The 21,725-nt window shown below is 52.1% G+C and carries 15 protein-coding genes; 7 read left to right on the forward strand and 8 right to left on the reverse strand.

Annotated elements, in window-relative coordinates:
- The first annotated feature begins 75 nt into the window (after positions 1 to 75).
- Together ABD836_RS08930 and ABD836_RS08935 are read left to right on the forward strand one after the other, a co-directional pair.
- Positions 76 to 5,463, forward strand: a complete 5,388-nt coding sequence (locus ABD836_RS08930; protein ID WP_344934785.1) for an Hpt domain-containing protein — start codon at positions 76 to 78, stop codon at positions 5,461 to 5,463.
- Positions 5,460 to 5,930, forward strand: a complete 471-nt coding sequence (locus ABD836_RS08935) for a hypothetical protein (RefSeq protein ID WP_344934787.1) — start codon at positions 5,460 to 5,462, stop codon at positions 5,928 to 5,930. The genes ABD836_RS08930 and ABD836_RS08935 overlap by 4 nt, the downstream gene beginning before the upstream one ends.
- Before the next feature lie 16 nt (positions 5,931 to 5,946).
- On the opposite strand, the gene ABD836_RS08940 is transcribed toward ABD836_RS08935, so the two are convergent.
- On the reverse strand, positions 5,947 to 6,672 hold the full coding sequence (locus tag ABD836_RS08940; protein ID WP_344934790.1) for a 16S rRNA (uracil(1498)-N(3))-methyltransferase: 726 nt from the start codon (positions 6,670 to 6,672) through the stop codon (positions 5,947 to 5,949).
- Between the two features lies 1 nt (position 6,673).
- Positions 6,674 to 7,984 (reverse strand): amino-acid N-acetyltransferase, encoded by a 1,311-nt coding sequence (gene argA / locus ABD836_RS08945; RefSeq protein ID WP_344934793.1) that lies wholly within the window; start codon positions 7,982 to 7,984, stop codon positions 6,674 to 6,676.
- A 207-nt stretch (positions 7,985 to 8,191) separates the two neighbouring features.
- On the opposite strand from argA, the gene ABD836_RS08950 reads away from it, so the two are divergent.
- A complete protein-coding gene (locus ABD836_RS08950) occupies positions 8,192 to 8,860 on the forward strand; it encodes a 2OG-Fe(II) oxygenase (RefSeq protein ID WP_344934796.1) in 669 nt (222 codons plus the stop codon).
- Positions 8,861 to 8,870: 10 nt separating this feature from the next.
- Here ABD836_RS08950 and ABD836_RS08955 read toward each other — a convergent pair whose 3' ends face one another.
- Positions 8,871 to 9,488, reverse strand: a complete 618-nt coding sequence (locus tag ABD836_RS08955) for a class I SAM-dependent methyltransferase (protein ID WP_344934798.1) — start codon at positions 9,486 to 9,488, stop codon at positions 8,871 to 8,873.
- A gap of 212 nt (positions 9,489 to 9,700) precedes the next feature.
- Between ABD836_RS08955 and ABD836_RS08960 the strand changes: the two genes are divergently transcribed.
- Positions 9,701 to 10,363 (forward strand): glutathione S-transferase family protein, encoded by a 663-nt coding sequence (locus ABD836_RS08960; RefSeq protein WP_344934800.1) that lies wholly within the window; start codon positions 9,701 to 9,703, stop codon positions 10,361 to 10,363.
- 25 nt (positions 10,364 to 10,388) lie between these two features.
- Here the strand turns inward: ABD836_RS08960 and ABD836_RS08965 are convergent, their stop codons facing one another.
- Positions 10,389 to 12,272: an ATP-binding cassette domain-containing protein gene (locus tag ABD836_RS08965; RefSeq protein WP_344934802.1), complete on the reverse strand. Its 1,884-nt coding sequence runs from the start codon at positions 12,270 to 12,272 to the stop codon at positions 10,389 to 10,391.
- 33 nt (positions 12,273 to 12,305) lie between these two features.
- On the opposite strand from ABD836_RS08965, the gene ABD836_RS08970 reads away from it, so the two are divergent.
- Complete coding sequence (locus ABD836_RS08970; RefSeq protein WP_344934804.1) at positions 12,306 to 12,827, forward strand: TIGR02444 family protein; 522 nt, start codon at positions 12,306 to 12,308, stop codon at positions 12,825 to 12,827.
- Here the strand turns inward: ABD836_RS08970 and ABD836_RS08975 are convergent.
- A complete protein-coding gene (locus tag ABD836_RS08975; protein WP_344934807.1) occupies positions 12,824 to 13,588 on the reverse strand; it encodes a hypothetical protein in 765 nt (254 codons plus the stop codon). The genes ABD836_RS08970 and ABD836_RS08975 overlap by 4 nt on opposite strands.
- A gap of 205 nt (positions 13,589 to 13,793) precedes the next feature.
- Here ABD836_RS08975 and bamJ point away from each other — a divergent pair, with 205 nt between their 5' ends.
- Complete coding sequence (gene bamJ / locus ABD836_RS08980; protein WP_344934810.1) at positions 13,794 to 14,495, forward strand: BamJ family beta-barrel-assembly machinery protein; 702 nt, start codon at positions 13,794 to 13,796, stop codon at positions 14,493 to 14,495.
- Between the two features lie 241 nt (positions 14,496 to 14,736).
- On the opposite strand, the gene ABD836_RS08985 is transcribed toward bamJ, so the two are convergent.
- The gene (locus tag ABD836_RS08985) at positions 14,737 to 16,176 is read right to left on the reverse strand and encodes an SDR family NAD(P)-dependent oxidoreductase (RefSeq protein WP_344934813.1); all 1,440 of its coding nucleotides are present in this window, start codon (positions 16,174 to 16,176) and stop codon (positions 14,737 to 14,739) included.
- 174 nt (positions 16,177 to 16,350) lie between these two features.
- On the reverse strand, positions 16,351 to 16,476 hold the full coding sequence (locus ABD836_RS08990) for a hypothetical protein (protein ID WP_344934815.1): 126 nt from the start codon (positions 16,474 to 16,476) through the stop codon (positions 16,351 to 16,353).
- A gap of 440 nt (positions 16,477 to 16,916) precedes the next feature.
- Between ABD836_RS08990 and ABD836_RS08995 the strand changes: the two genes are divergently transcribed.
- Positions 16,917 to 19,202 carry an alpha/beta hydrolase gene (locus ABD836_RS08995; RefSeq protein ID WP_344934818.1) on the forward strand — a complete coding sequence of 762 codons (2,286 nt, stop codon included), beginning with the start codon at positions 16,917 to 16,919 and terminating at the stop codon, positions 19,200 to 19,202.
- A gap of 82 nt (positions 19,203 to 19,284) precedes the next feature.
- On the opposite strand, the gene ABD836_RS09000 is transcribed toward ABD836_RS08995, so the two are convergent.
- Positions 19,285 to 21,657, reverse strand: coding sequence for a TonB-dependent receptor (locus ABD836_RS09000; RefSeq protein WP_344934821.1), 2,373 nt, complete (start codon positions 21,655 to 21,657; stop codon positions 19,285 to 19,287).
- Positions 21,658 to 21,725 lie beyond the last annotated feature (68 nt).

The following is a 21,725-nucleotide window of genomic DNA, read 5'->3' on the forward strand; positions in this document are numbered from 1 at the left end:
TTTATTAGTGCGGCGACGGGCAGGTAAATTGGCTTGTCGGGATCAGGCGGGCATTGAATATCAGAGTTTAATTACATGACGGATCGCCGAGATTATATAGCGCTGGAGTGGGTTTCCGGAGAGATTGCGGAATCCCTTGGTCAGTGTGTTGCACTGCTTCAGGAGATGCAGCTCACTGGAAATCAGGCTGCATTGGCGCGCGCGACAGCAATACTGCACCAGGTGCAAGGCAGCTTGCGCATGATCGAATTCAGCGGCCCTGCGTTGTTGTTAGAGGAAATGGAATTAGCGCTGCTGTCTATACAGGACGGCGGCATGCCTCGCTCGCAGGCAGATTTAATGCAGGCGGTTTTAAGCAGTGCACAAGCCCTACCCACTTATTTACAGCGTTTAAGTGAATCGCAACGCGAGCTGCCGGCGTCGTTAATTCTTATTTTTAATGATTTGCGGGCGGTGACTAGGCAGCCTTTGTTGTCGTCCTCAGTGTTGTTCAATCCGACACTGGATGTGGTTAATTCCGGTGTTGAAAATCATCAAACGCTAGCCGATGGCACCTTCTTAGAGCTAGCTGGTAAGCTTCTAAAAATGTACCAAATTGCCATGGCGGCGTATTTCCGCGGTGGTGACGACCAGCAAAACTTAGTCTACCTCGGTAAAGTTTGTGGTCGTGCAGCGAAATTGTGCAGTGGCAAAGAACAGCAGTATCTCTGGTTTGCCGCATTAGCTTTAATTGAAGGTCTGGCGAACAAGTCGATAGGTCGCGGTTTCGCTATTCGCGATTTATTAGCGCGTCTTGAAATTGAGCTATCGGCGTTTGCTGAGCTTGGCGCGGAAGCGAGCGATCGCAGAGTAGCGAGTGCATTACTGAAAGACATTCTTTTTTATGTGGCCAGTAGTAAGGCGTCTACCCGTTATATAGCGGAAGCTTCTGAACGTCATCAACTCCAAACTGCGTTTAGTGGCGAAGGTATTGGTGGCGACGAATTGACCGTATATAGAACGGGAATTCGCGGGGTTGTTGAGCGAGAATTGCTTAGTATTGCAGAGCAGTTGTCGAATAATGCGCATGCTGCTGATATCAGCGTGCGCTGTAAACAACTGAGCGACACTCTCGCCGTCGTTGGCATGGTAGAACCCTTGTACTCCTTAAGGGCAATTTCTGACGGGCTTGAACATGGTCTTAGCGTTGGTGGTAACCAAAGTTTGGCGAACTCCCTTCGCCGATTAGCCGAGCGCTTGGTCGAGAAACCGGTGGAATTGTCTGAGCCCGATACGGCGGTAGCGAGCGAAGAAGACGCTCACTCGGCAGTTGCTAAGAAATGCCGAGCGGTTTTGTTCGATGCGCAGGAGTCGATTATTGCCTATGTTGCTGAGCAGTGGCAGAGCAGTCATCTGGAGAAAGTGCCCGAGCAATTACGAGAATTGGCTAGCGATTTACGTGCCGCGGACTATGTCGATTCCGCTGGAGTACTGGAAAGCTGCGCAGATTACATTAACCAAGAGATCGTGTCTGGCCAAAATGTGCCAGAGTGGCAAATGCTAGATGCCCTCGCAGATGCATTGACGGCGGTAGATTATTATCTTGAGCGCAGTGCTAAGGGGCGGCAATACGCCGATCAGGGTTTGTTGGTGGGCGCACAGCGTGGTGTTGCTCGTTTGGGCTACCCGGTAAGCGGTGCTGAGGCCAGTGCCTCTGCAACAGTACTACCTTGGCCTAACTCTGTTCGAAGCCCAAGCGAGGATTCTGCTACCGGGAATGCGGCGCGATTAGCGCAAGCGACGCCCGAAGTCGACGCCACGATTGAACTTGATCCAGATATTCTTGAGGTGTTTTTAGAAGAAGCCGAGGAAGTTCTCACTCAGTTGAATGAAACCCTGCCGCAGTGGCACGCCAGCGTGGCGTCTAGTGAGCACTTAGCCGTTGTGCGTAGAGCATTTCACACCCTTAAGGGCAGCGGCCGCATGGTGGGCGCAGAGCAGCTTGCCGAGTTGGCGTGGTCTGTAGAGGCAATGTTAAACAAGATAGTAGATGGCCGCCTGAATATGGACGAGGCGCGTTTACATTTAATTGATCAAGTCATCGATCAGTTGCCAGAAATGACCACCGCTTTAGCGGCTGGGCGCGAAATTTCAAACACCGTTGTTAACGGTTTAATGAGCCGAGCGAAGGCACTGACTGAGCAGCAAGCACCGGCTGTGACCGCCGACGGCGCCAGCGATGATGATGGCTTAATTGCGGTCTTCGTGGGCGAAGCTGATACCCACCTCAGCGTATTAGAAACGTTCATTGAGGGTGTCGATAGCTATCCGGTGCGCTTGACTGATGAAGTACAGCGCGCCCTGCACACGCTCAAAGGCTCATCAAAAATGGCTGAGGTTGGGCCAATCGCTGCTATCGTCACGCCCCTTGAAGGCTTGGTGAAAGAGCTACGCTCAATGCGGGTGACGGCTGAAGAGCGTTTAATTGCCTTAATGTCAGATGTCGTGCGCGAGGTTCGTGCGACGATCGCTGAGATGGACTCGGTGCCGGTGTCTGCATTGAGTACGCCGCACGAACTCGCCCGTCGAATAAATGCGCTGGCTGTGCAGTTGGTGCATGAGGCTGAGTTCTCTACTGACCGAGACAACAGCGGGGAATTATCGCCTGGCGCCTTAGATGCGTTTTTGGCGAGTAACAGCGACAGCATCCAAGCCTTAAGTGATTTACTTCACGAAGAAAGTAACTTGCAGGCGGCAAGCTTAATAGAGCACGCACCGGTCATGGGCGTGTTTGCCCAGCGCGCTGAAGAAATTAATTGCGAGGCGATTGCCGAGCTTGCGCAAGCAGTGCAGGTCTTGCTCAGCCACGCTAAAGATCCGGTTGGTGACGATTTTACCGCGCTGCTAGACGCCGCGCTCGATCAGTTAATGGAATACTTGAATCAATTGGCCGGTGAGCAGACGGTGCTGGAAAACTCAGCGCTTATTGATCAAATTCGGAATTATGAAGCGAGTGCCAAATCGGCTGACGTCGTGGCGGACGCCGATAGCTTGGTGCCCGCAGAGCCGCTGCCATCTGTGGCAAGTTCAGCACCGATTACCCAAGAATCTGCAGCAGTAGACGCTGATTCTGTGGTCGCGTCTGAAAACGACGTCGACCCTGAAATTATTGAAATATTTATGGAAGAAGCCCATGACCTGATTGAGGGTATGGACGAATCCATTCACCGATTTTCTGAAAATCGTGAAGACCAAAGTCGGCTCGATGACATTCAGCGTTACCTGCATACCTTGAAAGGGGGTGCGCGCCTGTCGGGCATGACGGTACTGGGTGATCTTAGTCATGATTTTGAAACCGCGATATTCACTGCGGTGACGAAATCCGCCAGTAACACTGATGCGTTTTTTAATACCCTGCAAGGTTTCCAAGATCGCCTAGTCAGTGAGTTAGGCCGAATTAATGGCGTAGCGCCGCCTGAAGAATTATCGGATGTTCAGCCCCTTGCGCAAATTGAAGAAAGCGTTAGCGATGACGATGTGCTGGGCCAAGTGGCTGAGTTACTGCCGCAAAATGTGACTGGTCGCGCAAGCTCACAATTAGACGCTGAATCCGGTAATAGTCTTTCCAATAGCGCCGGGCGCGCACCCCAGGAAATGATTAAAGTGCCCTCGGCGCTACTGGAGCGCTTGATTAACCTTGCGGGTGAAACGTCTATCGCGCGCGGGCGGGTTGAGGAACAGGTCAGTGAGATTCATTTTTCCCTCGAGGAAATGGAAATCACCGTCGAGCGTATGCAGGAGCAGGTCCGGCGTCTGGATATTGAAACCGAAGCGCAGATTATTTTCCGTCAAGAACAAGTCGAGAGCGAAGGCGCTGACGGTTTTGACCCCTTGGAGTTCGACCGCTACTCGCAGCTGCAACAGTTGTCGCGCTCATTACTTGAATCGGCGTCGGATCTGACTGACTTGCGCGGCACCTTACTCGAAAAAAGCCGCGATATGGAAACTTTGCTGGTGCAGCAGTCGCGGGTTAATACCGAACTGCAAGAGGGCTTGATGCGCTCGCAGATGGTTCACTTTGCGCGCATGGTCCCGCGTCTGCGGCGCGGGGTGCGGCAAGTGGCGAGTGAGCTTAACAAGCCCATTGATTTTAAAGTGTATAACGCCGAAGGCGAGATGGACCGCCGGGTGCTCGAGCGCATTATTCCCGCGTTGGAGCACATGTTGCGTAATGCGGTTGACCACGGCATTGAATCTCCGGCAGAAAGACTTGCGACAGGAAAACGTGCAGAGGGTGAAATCATCATGCGGTTTGACCGCCAAGGCGGTGACGTGGTGATTGTGATTAGTGATGACGGCGCCGGTATTGATTTGGCGGCGGTGCGCGGCAAAGCCGAAGCCTTGGGTTTGGTCAGCAGCGATGCCGAGCTTAGTGAGCGGCAGATACTGGAGTATATTTTCCACGCTGGTTTCAGTACGGCCAGCAACGTTACCCAAATCTCCGGCCGTGGCGTTGGTATGGATGTGGTGCGCAGTGAGATCAAACAGCTGGGTGGCGCCATTGAAATTCAAACTATCCGAGGTCAGGGCTCTCGCTTTGAGATTCGTCTGCCCTTTACCGTATCGGTTAACCGTGCACTGATGGTGAGTGTCGGCGGTGAAATTTTTGCAGTGCCGCTCAATAACATCGAGGGCATTGTGCGGGTCAGCCCCTACGAACTGGATGTTTACTATCAGGACGACGGTCCGGATTTTGAGTACGCCGGTCAGGATTACAAGTTACGTTATTTGGGTAATTTACTGGGAGCGTCAAAAGCGCCGCATTTAGAAGGGCAGGTTGAACCGCGTCCGGTGTTGTTAATACGCAACGCGGAGCCGGCTACGGCGGTGCAGGTCGACTCTTTGCTCGGCTCGCGTGAGGTGGTGGTTAAAACCTTGGGGCCACAATTTGCGGCGGTGCCAGGCTTGTCTGGGGCAACGGTGTTAGGTGACGGTAGTGTGGTCGTGATTCTTGATATGCTGGCGAGCATCCGCGCTGATACTGCCCGGCAGTTGCTGTCAGATCGGTCTGAGGCCACGCCCCAAATTGAGCAAGCCAATAACCGCTTGGTGATGGTAGTGGATGACTCGGTGACGGTGCGCAAGGTAACGTCCCGACTCTTGGCACGCCAACATATGGAAGTTGCACTCGCCAGAGACGGTATCGATGCAATGAACCAGCTGCAGGACAGCGAGCGCTTACCAGACGTTATTCTGCTGGATATAGAAATGCCTCGTATGGATGGCTTTGAAGTGGCGAGCCGCGTGAGGAGTAATCCGCGCCTTAAAGAAATTCCAATTATTATGATTAGTTCGCGAACGGGACAAAAGCATCGCCAGCGCGCTTTTGCTTTAGGTGTGCACAACTTCCTTGGCAAGCCCTATCAGGAAATACAATTATTGAAGGCGATTGACGACGTGACCTCGGCAATGGTGACCGAATGAAAGCCTTAAACTCAACATCTTCGGTATTGGCGAATATTGTTTTACCTCTAGCTGACGGCGCGTTGCTTGTGCCGAATGCCGCGGTGGCGGAAGTGACGATTGCTGGCGGCCTAAGTTCGGCGATTGCCTCGTCTTTTTTACTTGGCACTGTGGCATGGCGTGAGCAAGAAATTCCGCTGTTTAGCTTTGAAGGCTTGCGCGATGGCGAGCTGCCGAAGGAATTGAAACTGCGCCACATAGCTGTGCTATATGGTATTAGTGATCGCGCTGAGCTCCCTTTCTTTGCGGTAGCGCTAAGTGGTATGCCGCATATTGAACGCCTCATTAGCGCAGATTTACAGCCCCTGGATTCGGAACCGCACCCCTTGATTCACAGTATGGTGGGCTTGAACGAGCAGCGATTGACGATCCCAGATTGGGATTATATGGAACAGCAATTAATGGATGCGCTGAACGGCGTGATCTAATGAGTGTGAACAAGCCCTAGGCTAAGTCGCCCCAGCGATATTGCAAAATACTGATAGCGGCAATTGGCGCAGTTTCGGTGCGCAAAACCCGAGGGCCAAGTTGCAGTGCGGCGAATCCTTGGGCCAAGCAGTCTGTTATTTCACTGTCACTCAAACCGCCTTCAGGGCCGACCAGCAGCGCGACATCACTGGCGTGAGTGGTGGCAATGCCGCCTTTGACTGCCGGACACAGCACTAACTTTAATTCTGAACTTAAGCTGTTGCGCCACTGCGCGAGTGGCTGGGCCGTGTTTATGGTGACCAAGTCATTGCGGCCACACTGCTCACAGGCACTGATCATAATTTGTTGCCAGTGACGCTGTTTTTTTTCCAGTCGTTCGCCGCTGAGTTTGACATCAACACGTTCGCTAAAAAGCGGCGTTATGGCGGTAACACCTAATTCCGTGGCTTTTTGAATAACCCAGTCAAAGCGATCACCTTTTGAAATGGCAATGCCCAGCTCGATTTTAAGCGGTGAGCTCGTTGTTGCCGTTAGCGGCGCCGCGTCGAGCTGACATAAAACGTGTTTCTTGCCCGTTTCAGTAATTGTGGCAGTGTAGGTATTGCCGTCGCCGTTAAACAGCACCAACTCGCGGCCAGCGCGCATCCTTAGCACTTGTCCTACATAGTGGGCAGCGCGCTCGTCGAGGCTGATTTCGTCGTTGTTGAGTGCTTGATCGACATAAACCCGTGGCACTCGCATGTTAGTTCAGCGCCTTTATAAATGCCTTGGAATTGCGCTGGAAATTATAAAGCTGTTTTTTGGCTGGTGGCAGGTCGTCTATTTTACATTCAATATAGCCCTGTTCCTGAAACCAGTGGGCTGTTTGGGTGGTGAGCACAAACACGGAGTCTAGGCCTTGCTTACGCGCCTCAATTTCAAGCAGCGCTAATAGCCGTTCGGCGCGATCCGCTCCCCGATAATCCGGGTGTGTTGCAACGCAGGCGATTTCGCCGCTACTTTGCTCGGGGTAGGGGTAGAGCGCTGCGCAAGCGACGACCATGCCGTCGCGCACCAGAATTTTGAAATGGCTAATTTCATTTTCGAGCAATTCGCGGGAGCGCTTTAATAGCACGCCCTTGGCTTCGAGCGGCTCAATAATCGCCAAGAGGCCACCGACATCGTCGATGCCGGCGGTCATGAATTGCTCGTAGTGCTCTTGAGTTATCAGGGTGCCGGCGCCGTCGCGGGTGAATAGCTCTTGGAGCAGCGCGCCGTCTTGCTGAAAAGACACCATATGGCAGCGATTGATACCAATATCACCCGCTTCAACCACCGCCTGTACGATGCTGTCGTGCTTCAGCTGGGGTTGAATGAGCAGTTCGCTATCGACGTCGCGGTACTCGCACTGGCGGATTAATTGACCCGCACTGTCCAGTAAGCCCGCATCATTGGTAAATAAGATGAGCTTGTCAGCTTTCAGGCTGGCGGCAGTGTGTACTGCCACGTCTTCCGCCGTGAGGTTAAACACCTCGCCAGTTGGGGAGTAGCCAATGGGTGACAAGATTACAATGTGCTGGTTGTTTAATTGCTGTTGAAGCGCTGCTGCGTCAATTTTACGGACATAGCCGGTATGTCGTAAATCGACGCCATCAACGACGCCAATCGGCTTGGCGGTGACGTAATTACCCGAGCAAACCCGGATCGCTGCGCCGTGCATGGGTGAGTTGGCAACACCCATCGACAGCAGCGCTTCAATATGGGCGCGTAGCGTACCTGCCGCGTCTGTGACGCAGCGCAATTCGATGTCGTCGGTAACCCGTAAATCATTGTGATAGCGGCTCTCAATACCGGCTTCTGCTACCCGCTCCTCAATCTGTGGCCGGGCGCCATGAACCAGAATAAGGCGAACGCCCAAGCTATTGAGCAAGGCGATGTCGTGAACGATATTGGCAAAATTAGGGTGCGCGACGGCTTCGCCACCAAACATCAATACAAAGGTTTTACCCCGGTGGGCATTGATGTAGGGCGCAGAGTTGCGGAACCATTTTACGTAATCGGTTTGTGCAGACATGGCGGTGGCGTATGTTATGGCTAATGGCTTTATTTTGTTTGGAATGTCATAGGCTTACAAGGCATTTTTACACTCGCGTGTTTGCTTGGCAATTTCAAGGCTTCTGCGTTTGTCGGCGTTGGCAAGATTATTAGGTGAACAGCGTAATTAATTAGTGACAGAGAACATCTTTGGCGCTACAAAGGCGGCTATTTGCGGGAGCAAAAAGTGACAGCGGAACTATTAGCATCGGCACTGGACTCGGAACAGATATTTGACCTGATTGCCGATGCGTTGGTGGCGACCGGCTATGTGGTTTTGCCACTCGCACTGCCGCCGAGCGTCACTGAAGCCCTATTTTTGCGGATTGCGTCTTTTGAAGATGAGGTCTTTCAAGCGGCGGGGGTGGGCCGTGCCGGGGAGTTTCAGCTCAACCCTTTTGTGCGCAAGGATGAAATTCGTTGGTTGTCAGTGCAGGACCCTGTAGAGGCAGGCTATTTGGCGTGGATGGAGCGCTTGCGGCTGGGGCTTAATCAACGTCTCTTTATGGGCCTATTTGATTACGAGGCCCATTTTGCCCGGTATAGCGATGGCGCATTCTATAAGAAACATGTAGACGCGTTTAAGGGCAGCACTAACCGGGTGTTATCCACGGTGTTTTATTTGAATCCGGGCTGGGCTTTGGCCGATGGCGGCCATTTACTAATGTACAGCGACGCAGCCGTGCCGGCCTTGGAGCCCATTGCTAGAATAACGCCGCTCATGGGGAGCTTGGTGGTATTCCTCAGTGACCGCTTTCCCCATGAAGTTACCGCGGCCAGTCGGCTCCGTTACAGCATTGCCGGCTGGTTTCGGGTCAATGCTAGCCTTGGCCAGCAAATAGACCCACCGCGTTAAGGTAAAGCCCTCAGATTCGACGCAGTAGGCCGAGGGTATTTACTCTCGCGATCTCTTCAAACAAGCCCGATGCGAGCGCCAGTTTGTAGATGGCATAGGGCGCTTGCCCGCCTTCTTCTGGGGCGGGAAATAAATCGTGGATCGCGAGAATACCGCCTTTCATTATATGGCCAGCCCAGCAACGATAGTCGCAGAGCGCCGCGTCGAGACTGTGGCCGCCGTCTATAAAGACCATGGCTAGAGGAGTTTGCCAGTGGCGGGCGCTGACCTCAGAGGTCGCGACTAGGGGCACCACGGTGTCCTCTAACCTGGCGCGGCGAATATTCCGGCGAAATTCTTTAAAGGTGTCGAAGCGTGCTTCGCTGGCGTCGTAGAGCTCAGGGTCGTGAAACATTTCGCCGAGCTGATGCTCCTCGGAGCCAATGTGGTGGTCGACGGCGTAAACCACGCCTTGCTTCTGTTGACAGGCAAGGCCCAGGTAAATGGTGGATTTGCCGCAATAACTGCCAACCTCTAAAACGGGGCCACGCTCTGCAAGGCTCAGCGCATAGTTGTAGAGCGCCTCAGCTTCGTCTTCGGCCAAAAAGCCCTTGATGTCGGTCATATCCAGTGGAAGCGCAATGGTCATTTTCTACTCATTGTATGGCGGAGGGGGTGGTTTATTGCTTGCTAAGCTGTATTTAGGACGGAACCTTAGCCAATAAGCGGTCGCTGAGCAAATTACCATCTTGTCAGCTTGCCAGTACTGCAGTGGACAGGGCAATGGTGTATGTTGCTGATGGCAACATTATTGTCTTGCGGGGAGCGAGGCGATTCAATTAATAATATGAGGGAAGTGCCATGCTCAAACTATACGGTTTTGCCGTGAGTAATTATTTTAATATGGTTAAGCACGCGATGCTTTACAAGGGTATTCCGTTCGACGAAATTACGATGTTTCCCGGTGCCGATCCAGCCTATCTGCAAAAAAGCCCGATGGGTAAGGTTCCTTGTATTGAAACCGATCAAGGCTGTATTGCTGAGACCAGTGTAATTCTTAATTATCTAGACGCAAGTTACCCTGACAAACCACTTTACCCTGCGGATGCGTTTCAGCGCGGCAAGGTAAATGAGATGATGAAAGTAGCGGAACTGTATATTGAGTTACCTGCTCGGCGCTTATTTCCCGAGGTCTTGGCCGGTAAACCCGTAAGCGAGGATATTAAAGCTGAGTCCCGGGAAACCTTGGAAAAAGGCTGCAAGGCCTTGGAGGCGCTAATCCAATTAGCGGATAGTCCCTATGTTGCTGGTCAGGAATTGACCATGGCCGATATATTTCTACGCTATGCCTTAATCCCCGCTGGAATGTGCGCGAACGTGATTTACCAGTGGGATCTTGTGGCTGAAGTACCGGGCTTGGCTGACTGGAGTAAACGCATGGCCGGACTGGAAATTTCACAGCAGTTGGACAAGGCGAATCAAGAGGGAATGGCGGCGTTTCTAGCGGCGATGAAAGCCAAATAAGTTCGCGGTTTAATGGCGCCGGGGCTTACGCCCCGGTCTCCAACAGCTCTAATTCTTCCTGCAGTGCTAGCCACTGTTCTTCAATATCATCATTTTTGCTGCGCAGCTGACTTTGTTCGGCGAGTATCTGCTTGAGCTTATTCTTATTCGCCTCGTCGTAAAGGCTAATATCCGCTAGCTGTTCCTCAATAGCGGCCATTTGCTCGCCGAGCTTGTGCATTTGTTGCTCAAGCTTTTTGATTTTCGACGTCAAGGGAGCCAGTTGCGCACGGCGAGCCGCGGCGTCTTGGCGGGCCTGTTTTTTGTCGACAAGTGGCGTGTTCGCTTCAACTGCCGTTGATGGCGTACTTTTGTCGCGGTTAAGAAGCCAGTGACGGTAGTCGTCCAAGCTGCCATCAAAAGGCTCGGCCTTACCACTGTCGACCAGTAAAAACTCATCTACAGTGTTACGCAGCAGGTGGCGGTCGTGGGACACCAGAATGACCGCGCCCTCAAAATTCTGCAGGGCAGTGGTGAGTGCGTGACACATTTCTAAGTCGAGGTGGTTGGTCGGTTCATCGAGTAGCAGTAAGTTTGGTTTTTGCCAAACAATTAAGGCGAGTGCTAGGCGGGCTTTTTCACCGCCAGAGAAGTTCTCGCAGCTCTGTTCAGCGTGACTGCCGTGAAAATTAAAGCCACCTATAAAATTGCGAATCTCTTGTTCCCGCGCCGTTGGCCGCAGTCGTTGCAACTGCAGAATTGGACTGGCGGCGAGATCGAGAGATTCCAATTGATGTTGGTTGAAGTAGCCCATATACAGGTGTTCACCCTGTTGGCGCTGGCCGTGCAGGGGCTTGAGGCTCCCCGCCAAGGTCTTCATCAAGGTTGATTTACCCGCGCCGTTGGCGCCGAGCAAACCGAGCCGCGTATTGGGGTGAATGCTCAGGTTGAGCTTTTTGACAATCGCACTGTCGTAGCCGAGGTCGGCTTGCGACAGGCTCAATAGTGGGTCGGAAAACTGCGTGGCCTCATAAAATTTAAAATGAAACGGCGAGTCGATGTGTGCGGGGGCAATATCGGCCATGCGCTCTAGTGCTTTGAGTCGGCTCTGGGCTTGTTTTGCCTTGGTGGCTTTGGCACGGAAGCGGCGCACAAAGTCTTCCATGTGTGCGCGAACAACTTGTTGTTTTTCAAAGGCTTGCTGCTGCTGGGCCATACGCTCGCCGCGTTGGCGTTCAAAGGCTGAATAGTTGCCGCGATAGCGAGTAAGGGTTTCGCGCTCTAGGTGCACAACGTGGTCGCAGCAGGCGTCGATAAAGTCGCGGTCATGGGATATCAGTAGCAGGGTGCCTTCGTAGCGGTGTAGCCACTGTTCAAGCCATAGACTGGCGTCGAGATCGAGGTGGTTAGTGGGTTCGTCGAGCAACATCAGGTCTGACGGGCACATCAGGGCCTGTGCTAGGTTGAGACGAATGCGCCAACCGCCAGAAAAGTCGTTTACCGGCTTTTCCAGCTCATTGAGTTTGAAGCCAAGGCCCGTGAGCAGGCGCTCCGCGTCGCTGCGAATTTGGTAGGCGTTGATCAGGTCGAGTTCGCCATGGAGTTCGGCCAATTGGTGATCGTCTTGGCAAGAGGCAATGCCGGCCTCTATCTCGCGAAAACGGTGGTGACCGTCAATTACATACTCTATTGCTGGCTGGTCGCTGGCGTCGACTTCTTGGCGCATTTGCGCAATTTGCCAGGTGCTGGGCAGGCGCAACTCGCCGCTGTCGGCAACTAGTTTACCGCACAGCAATTGGAAAAGGCTGGACTTCCCACTGCCATTGGCGCCGACTAGCGCGATATGCTCACCGGGGTTTACTCGGAGATCAACGGCCTCTAGCAATGGTTTGCCGCCGCGTTGTAAGTTGAGATTCAGGAGTTCTATCATGATGGGCCGCGATTATAGCGTGAGTATTGCCTAATGGATGAAAAATTTGTCGATGATCGAGCCCCAGGCGCGTTGCAAGATTACTCGCTCTGGGAATACGCGCTGGCAGTGTACTCGCAACCGGCGATTCAAGCCCAGTGTTTAGTCCTTCAAGATCGTTATGATTTGGATGTTAATTTACTGCTGGCGGCGGGATATTGGGCCTGTGCGGAGCGGTGCTGGTCGGCGGCGCAAGTTGAGTTGTTGGTGACAATGTCTGCGGAATTGCGGGTGGACTATGTACTGCCCCTGCGGGAATTGCGCCGTAAGGCGGAGGACCCTAAGCGCCAAGGCTTATATCAGGCCTTGAAAACGGCTGAGCTCGCGGCAGAGCGTTTACAGATAGAAGCCATTGCACAGCAATTAAGCCTATTTGCTGGCAATGCTAAGCCAAAGAGCCAAAACCGTTATCTCGCCAACTTAACCGTGTATGCCCGGGCTAATAAAAGCGACGAGCCAACTAAGCTGGCGGCTTGTCTTGGCGAGTTGGCCGCATCACTGGCTGCGGCCGGCTAAAAATCGTCAAACAAGCTGGCAAGACGGTCGGTGGCTTTGTCTGGGTGGCTGGGAATATCGCTCATTCGTCGCACGCGGCGCTTGGGCTTTAACAGTGCGACTGGCGCCGGCTTAGCGGCTGGCGTATTTACCGCGGCAGACGCCGCCTCTGCTGATGGTTTGGCGCCGTTTGCTGGTGCTTTCGGGGCAGATTTACTCGCCGCGGGCATTGGTGTGCTTACAGTGGCGGTAACTTTGGGTGTTGTTTTGGCCTTGGCCGCCGGCTTGCTTGGCGTGGCTTTCGGCGCTGGCTTTGCTTGCGCGGGTGCCTTGGGCTTGGTTTTTGGCGCTGCGACCGGTTTGTCTTGGCTCGGTTTACTCACTTTACCCAAGGTTTTGTCGGTGTCGAGCATCGCTTTTAAAACCGCTTTTTCTTTGCGGATGACTAAACGCTGCTCAATGATGTTGCCGCGCAGTTGCGCTAATGCCGCTTGATCATTGTCGAAATTGCGCTGAGCGCTGGCTAAGCTGGTCTTGATCCGGCCCTGCGCGCTGGGTTTGGCGTTCTTGGGGTCTTTGAGGCGCTCTTGGTACTGTTTGAGTTGTTCACGGGTCTTGTCGAGCTGAACTTTTTGCTTTTCGCCCTCTTTTTCAAGTGCGGCGAGTGCGATTTCAAGGGCGTGAATGTGCTTCTCTCTGAGCGCGTATAGCTCAGATTGGAGTTGGTGCAATGTTGCTATCGGGTTGTTGGTCACACCCTTGTTATTATTACTGCTGGTCATGAGTTTAACCCTGTAAGTGGTTAAAATAACATCAATCTTCATTATACAAACTTGTCGCAGAGAATCTATCTCTGTAACACTCCGGCCCACTAAGTATTTCTTGCGCTAGCCTCTGTGTCTGTTGGAACGCTTGTGGCAGACTATGGTCTGATACTCCATGTCGAATCCACGACGTTTCTTTTATCCATAAAATTAAGGTAGTTACATGAATAAGACACTGGTATGTGCGGTGGTAATGAGTGGTCTGCTAACAGCTTGCGGTGGTGATAAGTCGTCAAAAGCTGATTTAGGCACCGAAATTGGCAAAGTAAGCTACGGAATTGGGGTGAATATCGGCACACGCTTTGGTGACGACCTGCCTTTGGATGTCGATGCTTTTAGCGCTGGTGTGCGCGACGCGCTTGCCGGTGGCGAGATGCAGATGACCGAAGAAGAAATTGTCAGCACTCTGCAGGCTTACCAGCAGAAGCAAATGGCGTCACGTCAGCAAGAAGCTGAAGCCGCTGGTGGCAAAAATAAAGAAGAAGCTGAGGCCTTTTTGGCCAAAAATGGCAGTGTTGAGGGTGTTGTGACGACCGAAAGCGGCTTGCAGTATCAAGTACTTACCGAAGGCACCGGCACTAAGCCAACAGCCGACGACACAGTAGAAGTGCACTATCACGGTACATTGCTTGACGGTACGGTGTTTGATAGCTCTTACCAGCGCGGCGAAACCGTGAGCTTCCCTGTTGGCGGCGTTATCCCCGGCTGGACCGAAGCCCTGCAGCTGATGCCTGTTGGTTCTAAGTGGAAGCTGTTTATTCCACCAGCACTTGCCTATGGTGCCGGCGGCGCGGGTCAAATGATTGGACCGAATGCTGCTCTGGTATTTGATGTTGAGCTGATTAGTATTGCTGGCGCTGAATAAGCGACCGGAGATAAAGAAAAAGCCCCGCTAGTCGGGGCTTTTTTTCGTCTTGCATAGCGTGATACAACAGCGCTCACCATGCGGGAAAAAATGCCAGCCCACGGAGCTGAGCTGGCGAGTGGCGCTGAACGTCCCTGTGCGCACCGAAGTCATCCTAGACGAAATTAGTTTACGCGCTTGGCCGCACGAAAATATCGGCAATTTCCGCTGCAGTGTGTAGGAAATTGTCCATAGGTCACGGCTACAGGTACTTGGCCAAGGTGTCGTCGCACCATTGGCAAAGCGCTTCAGCATCTTTTTCAGAGCTGGCGGTGCCCGGCAGCACAGTGTCGGTATGGATACGGCGATCAAACCATAAGTGGGTGTCCTTATAGTCCTCAAGTTCTGTCGCTGACGCCAGCCAGATCATGGTGTCGGCCCCCATTCGGCTGTCGCGAAGGTGCTTGGCAAGGGATTGATTAAACGACGGAAGCGATTTTGCCAGACCGGGGGTTGCTGCCCAGCCGGGGTGCATATTGTGAACCATGATGCCATTTGCTGAATGCTGACTGGCGGTGAGAAGTGCACGCTTGGCGCGGGCATAGGCTTTGCTGCCATTAAACGGCGCTTGCCTATACTGCATGTCGTCGAGTTTGATGCCTTGGGTATAGAGCCCGCCCGAAACCACGTTAACCACACGACCATTGGCATTTAAATTGGGCCGGAGCGCTTTTGTTAGGAGCATCGGTGAGAGAAAATTCACGGCGAGGCTGAATTCAAAACCTTCTTTTGTTTCTTCTCTCTCATTAAACAGTGCGCCGGCATTGTTAATTAGCACATCGATACTTGGGTAGGCTCCCCGGATCTCACGGGCGACCTTCGCGGTATTTTCGAGGAGGGCAAGATCGGCTTCATAGCAATCGAGCTTGTCTTCAGCGCAGCCGCTGAAATCCATAATTTGCATTCTGGCTTGGCGCAAACGCTCGTGATCGCGGCCGATTAAGATGAGCGTCGCGCCGAGGCGGGCCAGTTCGCACGCGGCGCTGAGACCCAAGCCCGCGGTGGGTCCGGTGATCGCGATGACTTTGCCGTCCATTCGGTTGGAGTGAGATTTGCGCGCCTGCTGCGCATAACCTCGGCGCCCAAAATTGATGACGGCGGGTATTAGTAATCGGTCACTAATGGTGTCTTTCAGCAAGCGTTCGGGGGTGGCGGGAATTTCTAGTGCACGTTTTAAACCACGCGCAGCCTGATCGCCAATACGATTAAACGCGGGTTTTAGTAGCCCAAAAAGCGGTGACACCAAACCCGTGAACGCCAATTCAGCGCGGTAGTGAATTTCCGTGGTATCAGCGTCCAACGCCCTAAAACTAATGGTGTCTAAAGCTGAGAAATTATCGCCATAGCCTTGTAATACAAGTGATTTTTGCTCATCAATTGCGATTTGGGTGTAGTGCATAGCAAGGTGTTGAGACGCAATGAGCTTTAGCTCGAGCTGATATTCGCTGCCGGGTCGCACGGGGCCGGGAGTCAGCTTTCGGGCGCTGAGTACGCTGGGGTCCCATTGCTCGATGGTTGAAAAATCACGCAGATAAGCGAAACAATCGGCAATCGGCCGTTTAACGGTAATATATTCTTCCAAAAGATGGTTCATGGTGAGCAGCCCGGCTGGCGTCACTGTTGTTGCGGACGCGGTATTCATTGAGTGTGGGTCTTGTACGCGGAATTGCAAAATGCCGATCAAACTGAGTTCGGCGAAGCGTAGGGCTGTAGCTCGCTCGCAGTAGAAAGGGTATGCATAAACGACGAGTGGCGTGCAGCACCAGTACGGGTTTTAAGGGAAATGCAGCCGCGCTAGGCACGCGGCCATTAAGAATTAGCGAATCTCGGGGACAAAGAGCATTAATACTGCGATTGCGCCTAGTAGTAGGCTGAGATTGAAGTTGAATAGATCTTTATTGCTGCTGTTCGTAGACATAGCCTCATCCTTGCTATTAATCATCGCCTTCTCTCCTGTTGAAGTGCTGTAATTTTATTATCGGAAAGCCAATGGCCTATCGCCATATATCATCTTGGTACTAATTCTCTGTTACGCAAGTATTTTGACGCGTGTCGTAGGTGATCGGTATAAGGACAAACCGTAGCTTGTGGTTTTGGAATATTGAGGACGACATTCCGTCGATCGAGCAATGCATTCTTCTAGGGCGCCAGCAGTGTTCGGTGAACACATTTAGGTCGATATGCGCTAACGGTGCACTTTAGTGGTGCGATGTGCTCGTTTTGTGGCCAGCTGTTTTGTCTATTTCATCACGTTTAGCCGTGACTTAGTCTCGAATACATAGAGCTGGCACTGTTTCTGCAAACGCTATGTCTGAATTCTTTGTAAATCGCTGATACCAATGGTGTTGGCGATAAATTCCTTTTAAGTAGTAGGGAACATTCATGACAAACAAACGCTCAAGTAGCAGATCGATAAGCGCTAGCAAAATAGTGCTGGCGACGCTCTTTTTTGGATTACTCAGCGCCTGTGGTGGCGCGAGCTCGACGTCGACGGTTGCAGCACAAGACGATAGTACAATCAATGACGACACAGGTGGAGACACAGGTGGAGACACAGGTGGTGATACCGGCGGAGACACAGGCGGCGATACAGGTGGTGATACCGGCGGAGACACAGGTGGTGATACCGGCGGAGACACAGGTGGTGATACCGGCGGAGACACAGGTGGTGATACCGGTGGAGACACAGGCGGTGATACAGGCGGTGATACCGGTGGAGGCACAGGCGGTGATACCGGTGGAGACACAGGCGGTGATACCGGTGGAGACACAGGCGGTGATACCGGTGGAGACACAGGCGGTGATACCGGTGGAGACACAGGCGGTGATACCGGTGGAGACACAGGCGGCGATACCGGTGGAGACACGGGCGAAGAACCAAAAGGTGCGCCAGAGCGATTTGATGCAACCGCAGCCGACGCTGATACCGAAGGTCCTTACACCGTTTCAGGTCCAATCGATTTTAAATACACCCCGGTTGCGGCAACACAAAACATCAATGACGCAACGGGTGAAACAACATCACTGTTTACTGACGACATCGATGTGCTTGGCGTAATCCACTACCCACTTGTTACTGTCGATATGCCAGCACCTGTCGCTGGATTTCCTATTGTTCTATTTCAACACGGTCGGCATTCTACTTGCTCGACCACCGGTGACGCCGACGGCAGTGAAAGTTCAGGTACCGATTGCGAAGCAGATGGTTTAGTGCCGATTCGTTCCGATAAGGGTTACGATTATATTGCTGACACCATGGCGTCAAATGGCTATGTTGTTATTTCAATTGATGTGAATGACATCAATGCCCAGGATTCTGGTTCTAACGATCAAGGTATAACGGCGCGTGCAGAATTGATTTTGCACCACTTGGATATTCTCAGAGACATTAATGACAACGCCGCTTCGGTGTATGCGACCGATAGTAGCGGGACTGATCTGAGCGCGCTTCATGGTAATTTGGATCTGTCTAAAATTGGTCTTATGGGGCATTCACGCGGCGGCAACGGCGTGGCGAAAGCCATTACCTATAACCAGGATCCGCAGTTCCGCAGTACGACTGATTTTGATCTTCCCCATGAAATTAAAGCGGTGTTTTCTTTGGCGCCAACGGATTTTGACTCGGAGTTGCCGCTAAATACTGCCTGGGTAACCTTGTCACCCTATTGCGACGGCGATGTCTCTACCCTGCACGGGGTGTATATGTACGATAATGTTCGCTACAACGAAAATGACATGTCGCAGCCGCAATTTATGGTGACCTCTATGGGCGCTAACCACAATTACTACAATGATTTTTGGTTTAGCGACGACGCTACTTTAAATGGCTTTGATCCCTACTGTACTGAAGCGTCTCCGGTAAGTGGTCGTTACTCGCGCGCAGATCAAAAGCGACATGGTGAATTTCTTATAGCCAGTTTCTTGCGATTGTTTGTGGGCGGCGAAAGCCAGTTTGCTGGCTACTGGGGTGGCGTGGAGCGGGCGCCAACAAGCGCGTGTCCAGAAGGCTTGGATACTTGTGATGAGCGACTACACATGTCGTTTCACCAGTCAAAAGAAAACCTGATTGTGGTGGATACGACGCTCACCGACGAATCACTCACTACTAATGAATTCGGCTTAGCTAATTCATTAGATGGTTTTGCATTTACCGGTTGGTGTGAACCAAATGGTGGCAGTTTAGAAGATATTCTGGGGCTGAACGAAGACCTTTGTCCTTCGCCAGCAACCATATCTAAGGCGCCACAAATCTACGGGATATATCTCGGTCAAGGCGTGGCAAGTATCGATTACGCGCTGCCCGCTGAAGGGCTAGATGCGACTGGTGCAGACTTTTTAACGCTGCGGATGGGCGTGAGTGTAACCCCGGAAAATGCACTGGGTCAGGACTTTACCTTGACCTTAACCGATATTAACGACGTGTCAGTGAGCTTGCTTGCCAGTGACTTTACCGACGCGCTGTATTTTCCGCCAGGCCTTACCGTCGCGGCTCGGGATACCGGTGCCAAAACAGTGATTAACATGGTGCCCTTTCGCTTAGACGCACTCGCCCTGTTTGAGTCGGACTTGGATATGACCAAGTTGACCAATATCAATGTTTCTTTTGATCAACGTCCGGCTGGAACGGTTCAAATTACAGACGTACTTTTCCAGAAAGTACCCTATTAATTTGAGAGACGAAAATTAAGCTAGAAAGTCGGTAAAACTAAAACGGGTCAATGCGAAAGCACTGGCCCGTTTTTTTGAGGTTTTAAAAACTAAAGCGCACATCCATCTGATAGGTGGTCTGATCTGGTAGCGGCGCCTTGGTATAGTTACCGGGGATCAAGGGCTGGTCAAGAATCAAAACAGAATCCTGTTCTTCGCTCAAATTTCGCGCCTGAAAATTCACTGACCATTGATCACGTTCTGAACGTAAACCCAAACCTGCGTCGATGCGGGTAATTTCGTCTTGTAATGTATTGGGGTCGATGTCTGAGTCTTGGTAGCGTTCGCCGGTGTAAGAGATATTCATACGAATACTGGCAAGCAGATGGTCGCTGCCAAACAGCGGCACTTCCCAGCGTGGTGACAAAGAACCCGACCAGCGCGGCGCATAAGGTAATGGCTTGCCGCTCAGATCTTGGGTTTGGTCTTGCTCGGGGGTGAACAGCGGCGGCCCTTCGGGGAAGTACACGTAGTTTGCGTCTAAATAAGCAAGGCTGCCGGCTAGGCTCAAACCGTCGATGGGCGGCAACCAGAAAAAGTCCATTTCAGCGCCGCGACTGGCCGATTCAGGGGCATTAAAGGTGGTGAGCGTAACGCCGGAAAATGTGCGAATTTGCAGGTTTTTAACGTCGCTATCAAACACGGCCATATTTAAAGTGAGAGAGCCACCGAGTAAGCGCGATTTTATCCCCGCTTCGTAGGTTAGGGTTTCTTCGCCCTCGTACTGCAGGTGATCGTCGTTGAGTGGCGCAGGATCAAAGCCGCCGGCTTTAAAGCCCTTGGCGGCGTTCATATAAATATTCACGTCCGGTAAAAGCGCATAGTTAAGGGCAAACTTAGGTGAAACATTGGTTTCTTTTCGTTTGAGGTTTGGTGCATCAAAATCACGCTGATTCAATGAACCGCCGGAAATACTGTTACCGTCTGCAACCTGCGAAAACGACGCACCGCTGGATTCATCGGCACCGTAACGCATACCAAAGGTCGCGGTTAAACGTTCAGTAAACGCCCAATTAAATTGCGAAAAAAGCGCAAAGGAGTCGGTCTCGGCGTCGGTTCCAGAGATATACCGCTCGCGCTCAAGGCCGCCAATAATTAAGCCACTGGTATCAACAGGTAAGCCGATAAGTATCGGGTCAAAAGGGAACTGAATGTTTTGAACAATCGCACCTGCACGGCCGAAAGCAATTAAGCCATTTAGGTCGACATCAATTTCTTGAAAAACATTATTTGTAGAGTGCTGAGCGAATACTCCCACGACCATATCCAAGCTTTCGCCCCAGTCAAAGGGTGGTGTTAATTCACCCGCGAGTCGAACTTCCAACGAGCTGGATGAATAGGGGTTGCCATCCGGTGGCTCATTAAATGCTACTAGGTTGACCGGCGAATAATCGACATCGAGTGAATAGGGGATAATCACTTCAGACCACGCTGCGATTGTGGTGAACTCAGGTGCTTGAATACCAAGTAGACTGTCTGGCCGCCAAGTAAGGCTGAGCGACAGGGCCTGCACTTCGCGGTCAGATCGGGTCGGCGAATCAGTGGAGGTATTTTGGTCGAAGGCGTCGTCTTCGACTCGTGGGTCGTATTCTCTAAACACCCGCAAGCTGCGTTCGCTCGCCTTGGTGAGCGATTGGGTGTAACCCTTGGTGAGCGACTCAGCATAAAGGCCAGTAAAATCCGCCGACAATGTATCGCTAATCAACCAGGCTAATTTCAGTCGCAGGGCTTTGTCTTCTTGTGTCTGTTGTTCGTTGCGGGTGCTGTTAAATTCTAAGGTATCGGCATCCGTAAGGCGCATCGCAATTCGCGCTAGGAATTTGTCACCGATTAAGGGGCCAGATAGCGCGCCCTCCACACTTGTGCTCTCAATATTTTCGCCGCGGCCGATTTTGATAAACCCTTCAGGCTCGGCAGTGGGGTCCATCGTATGGAAGTTTAATACTCCTCCTAGGGTGTTTTTACCGAACAGCGTGCCTTGGGGGCCGCGTAGCACTTCTAGGCGATCGATATCAAAGACCGCATCTTGCGCAAAGGTGGAGCGCCCGTAGGGCACATCGTCTATTACCAGTCCAATCGACGGTTCAAACCCCACGCCCAGCGGCGGTGTGCCAAAGCCACGTATGGTAATCGTGGTGTATAAGGCCAGAGAGGCATCAAAGGTGACGTTAGGGATGTAGCGGGTGATTTCGCTGACATCTGCGATCCCTGATTCTTGAATGAAGTCAGCGCTGATAACCGATATTGACAAGGGCACATCTTGCGCACTTTCGGCCTTTTTGTTGGCGGTTACAATGACTTCTTCGATGATCCTAGGGCTTGCCGCTAGGCTTGCTGTACTTATTCCCGAGATGAGCAAACACAATAATGTGCTCGAGGTTTTCTTTAGGCGCAGTAATCCCGGTTGTTTGATCATAGATTCCTCGTTTTTATTATTTTTTATATCGCTACTCAATATAGCATGTCGAAAAGTGAGGATTATTA

This window comes from Zhongshania borealis, assembly GCF_039539625.1.
Taxonomy (GTDB): domain Bacteria; phylum Pseudomonadota; class Gammaproteobacteria; order Pseudomonadales; family Spongiibacteraceae; genus Spongiibacter; species Spongiibacter borealis.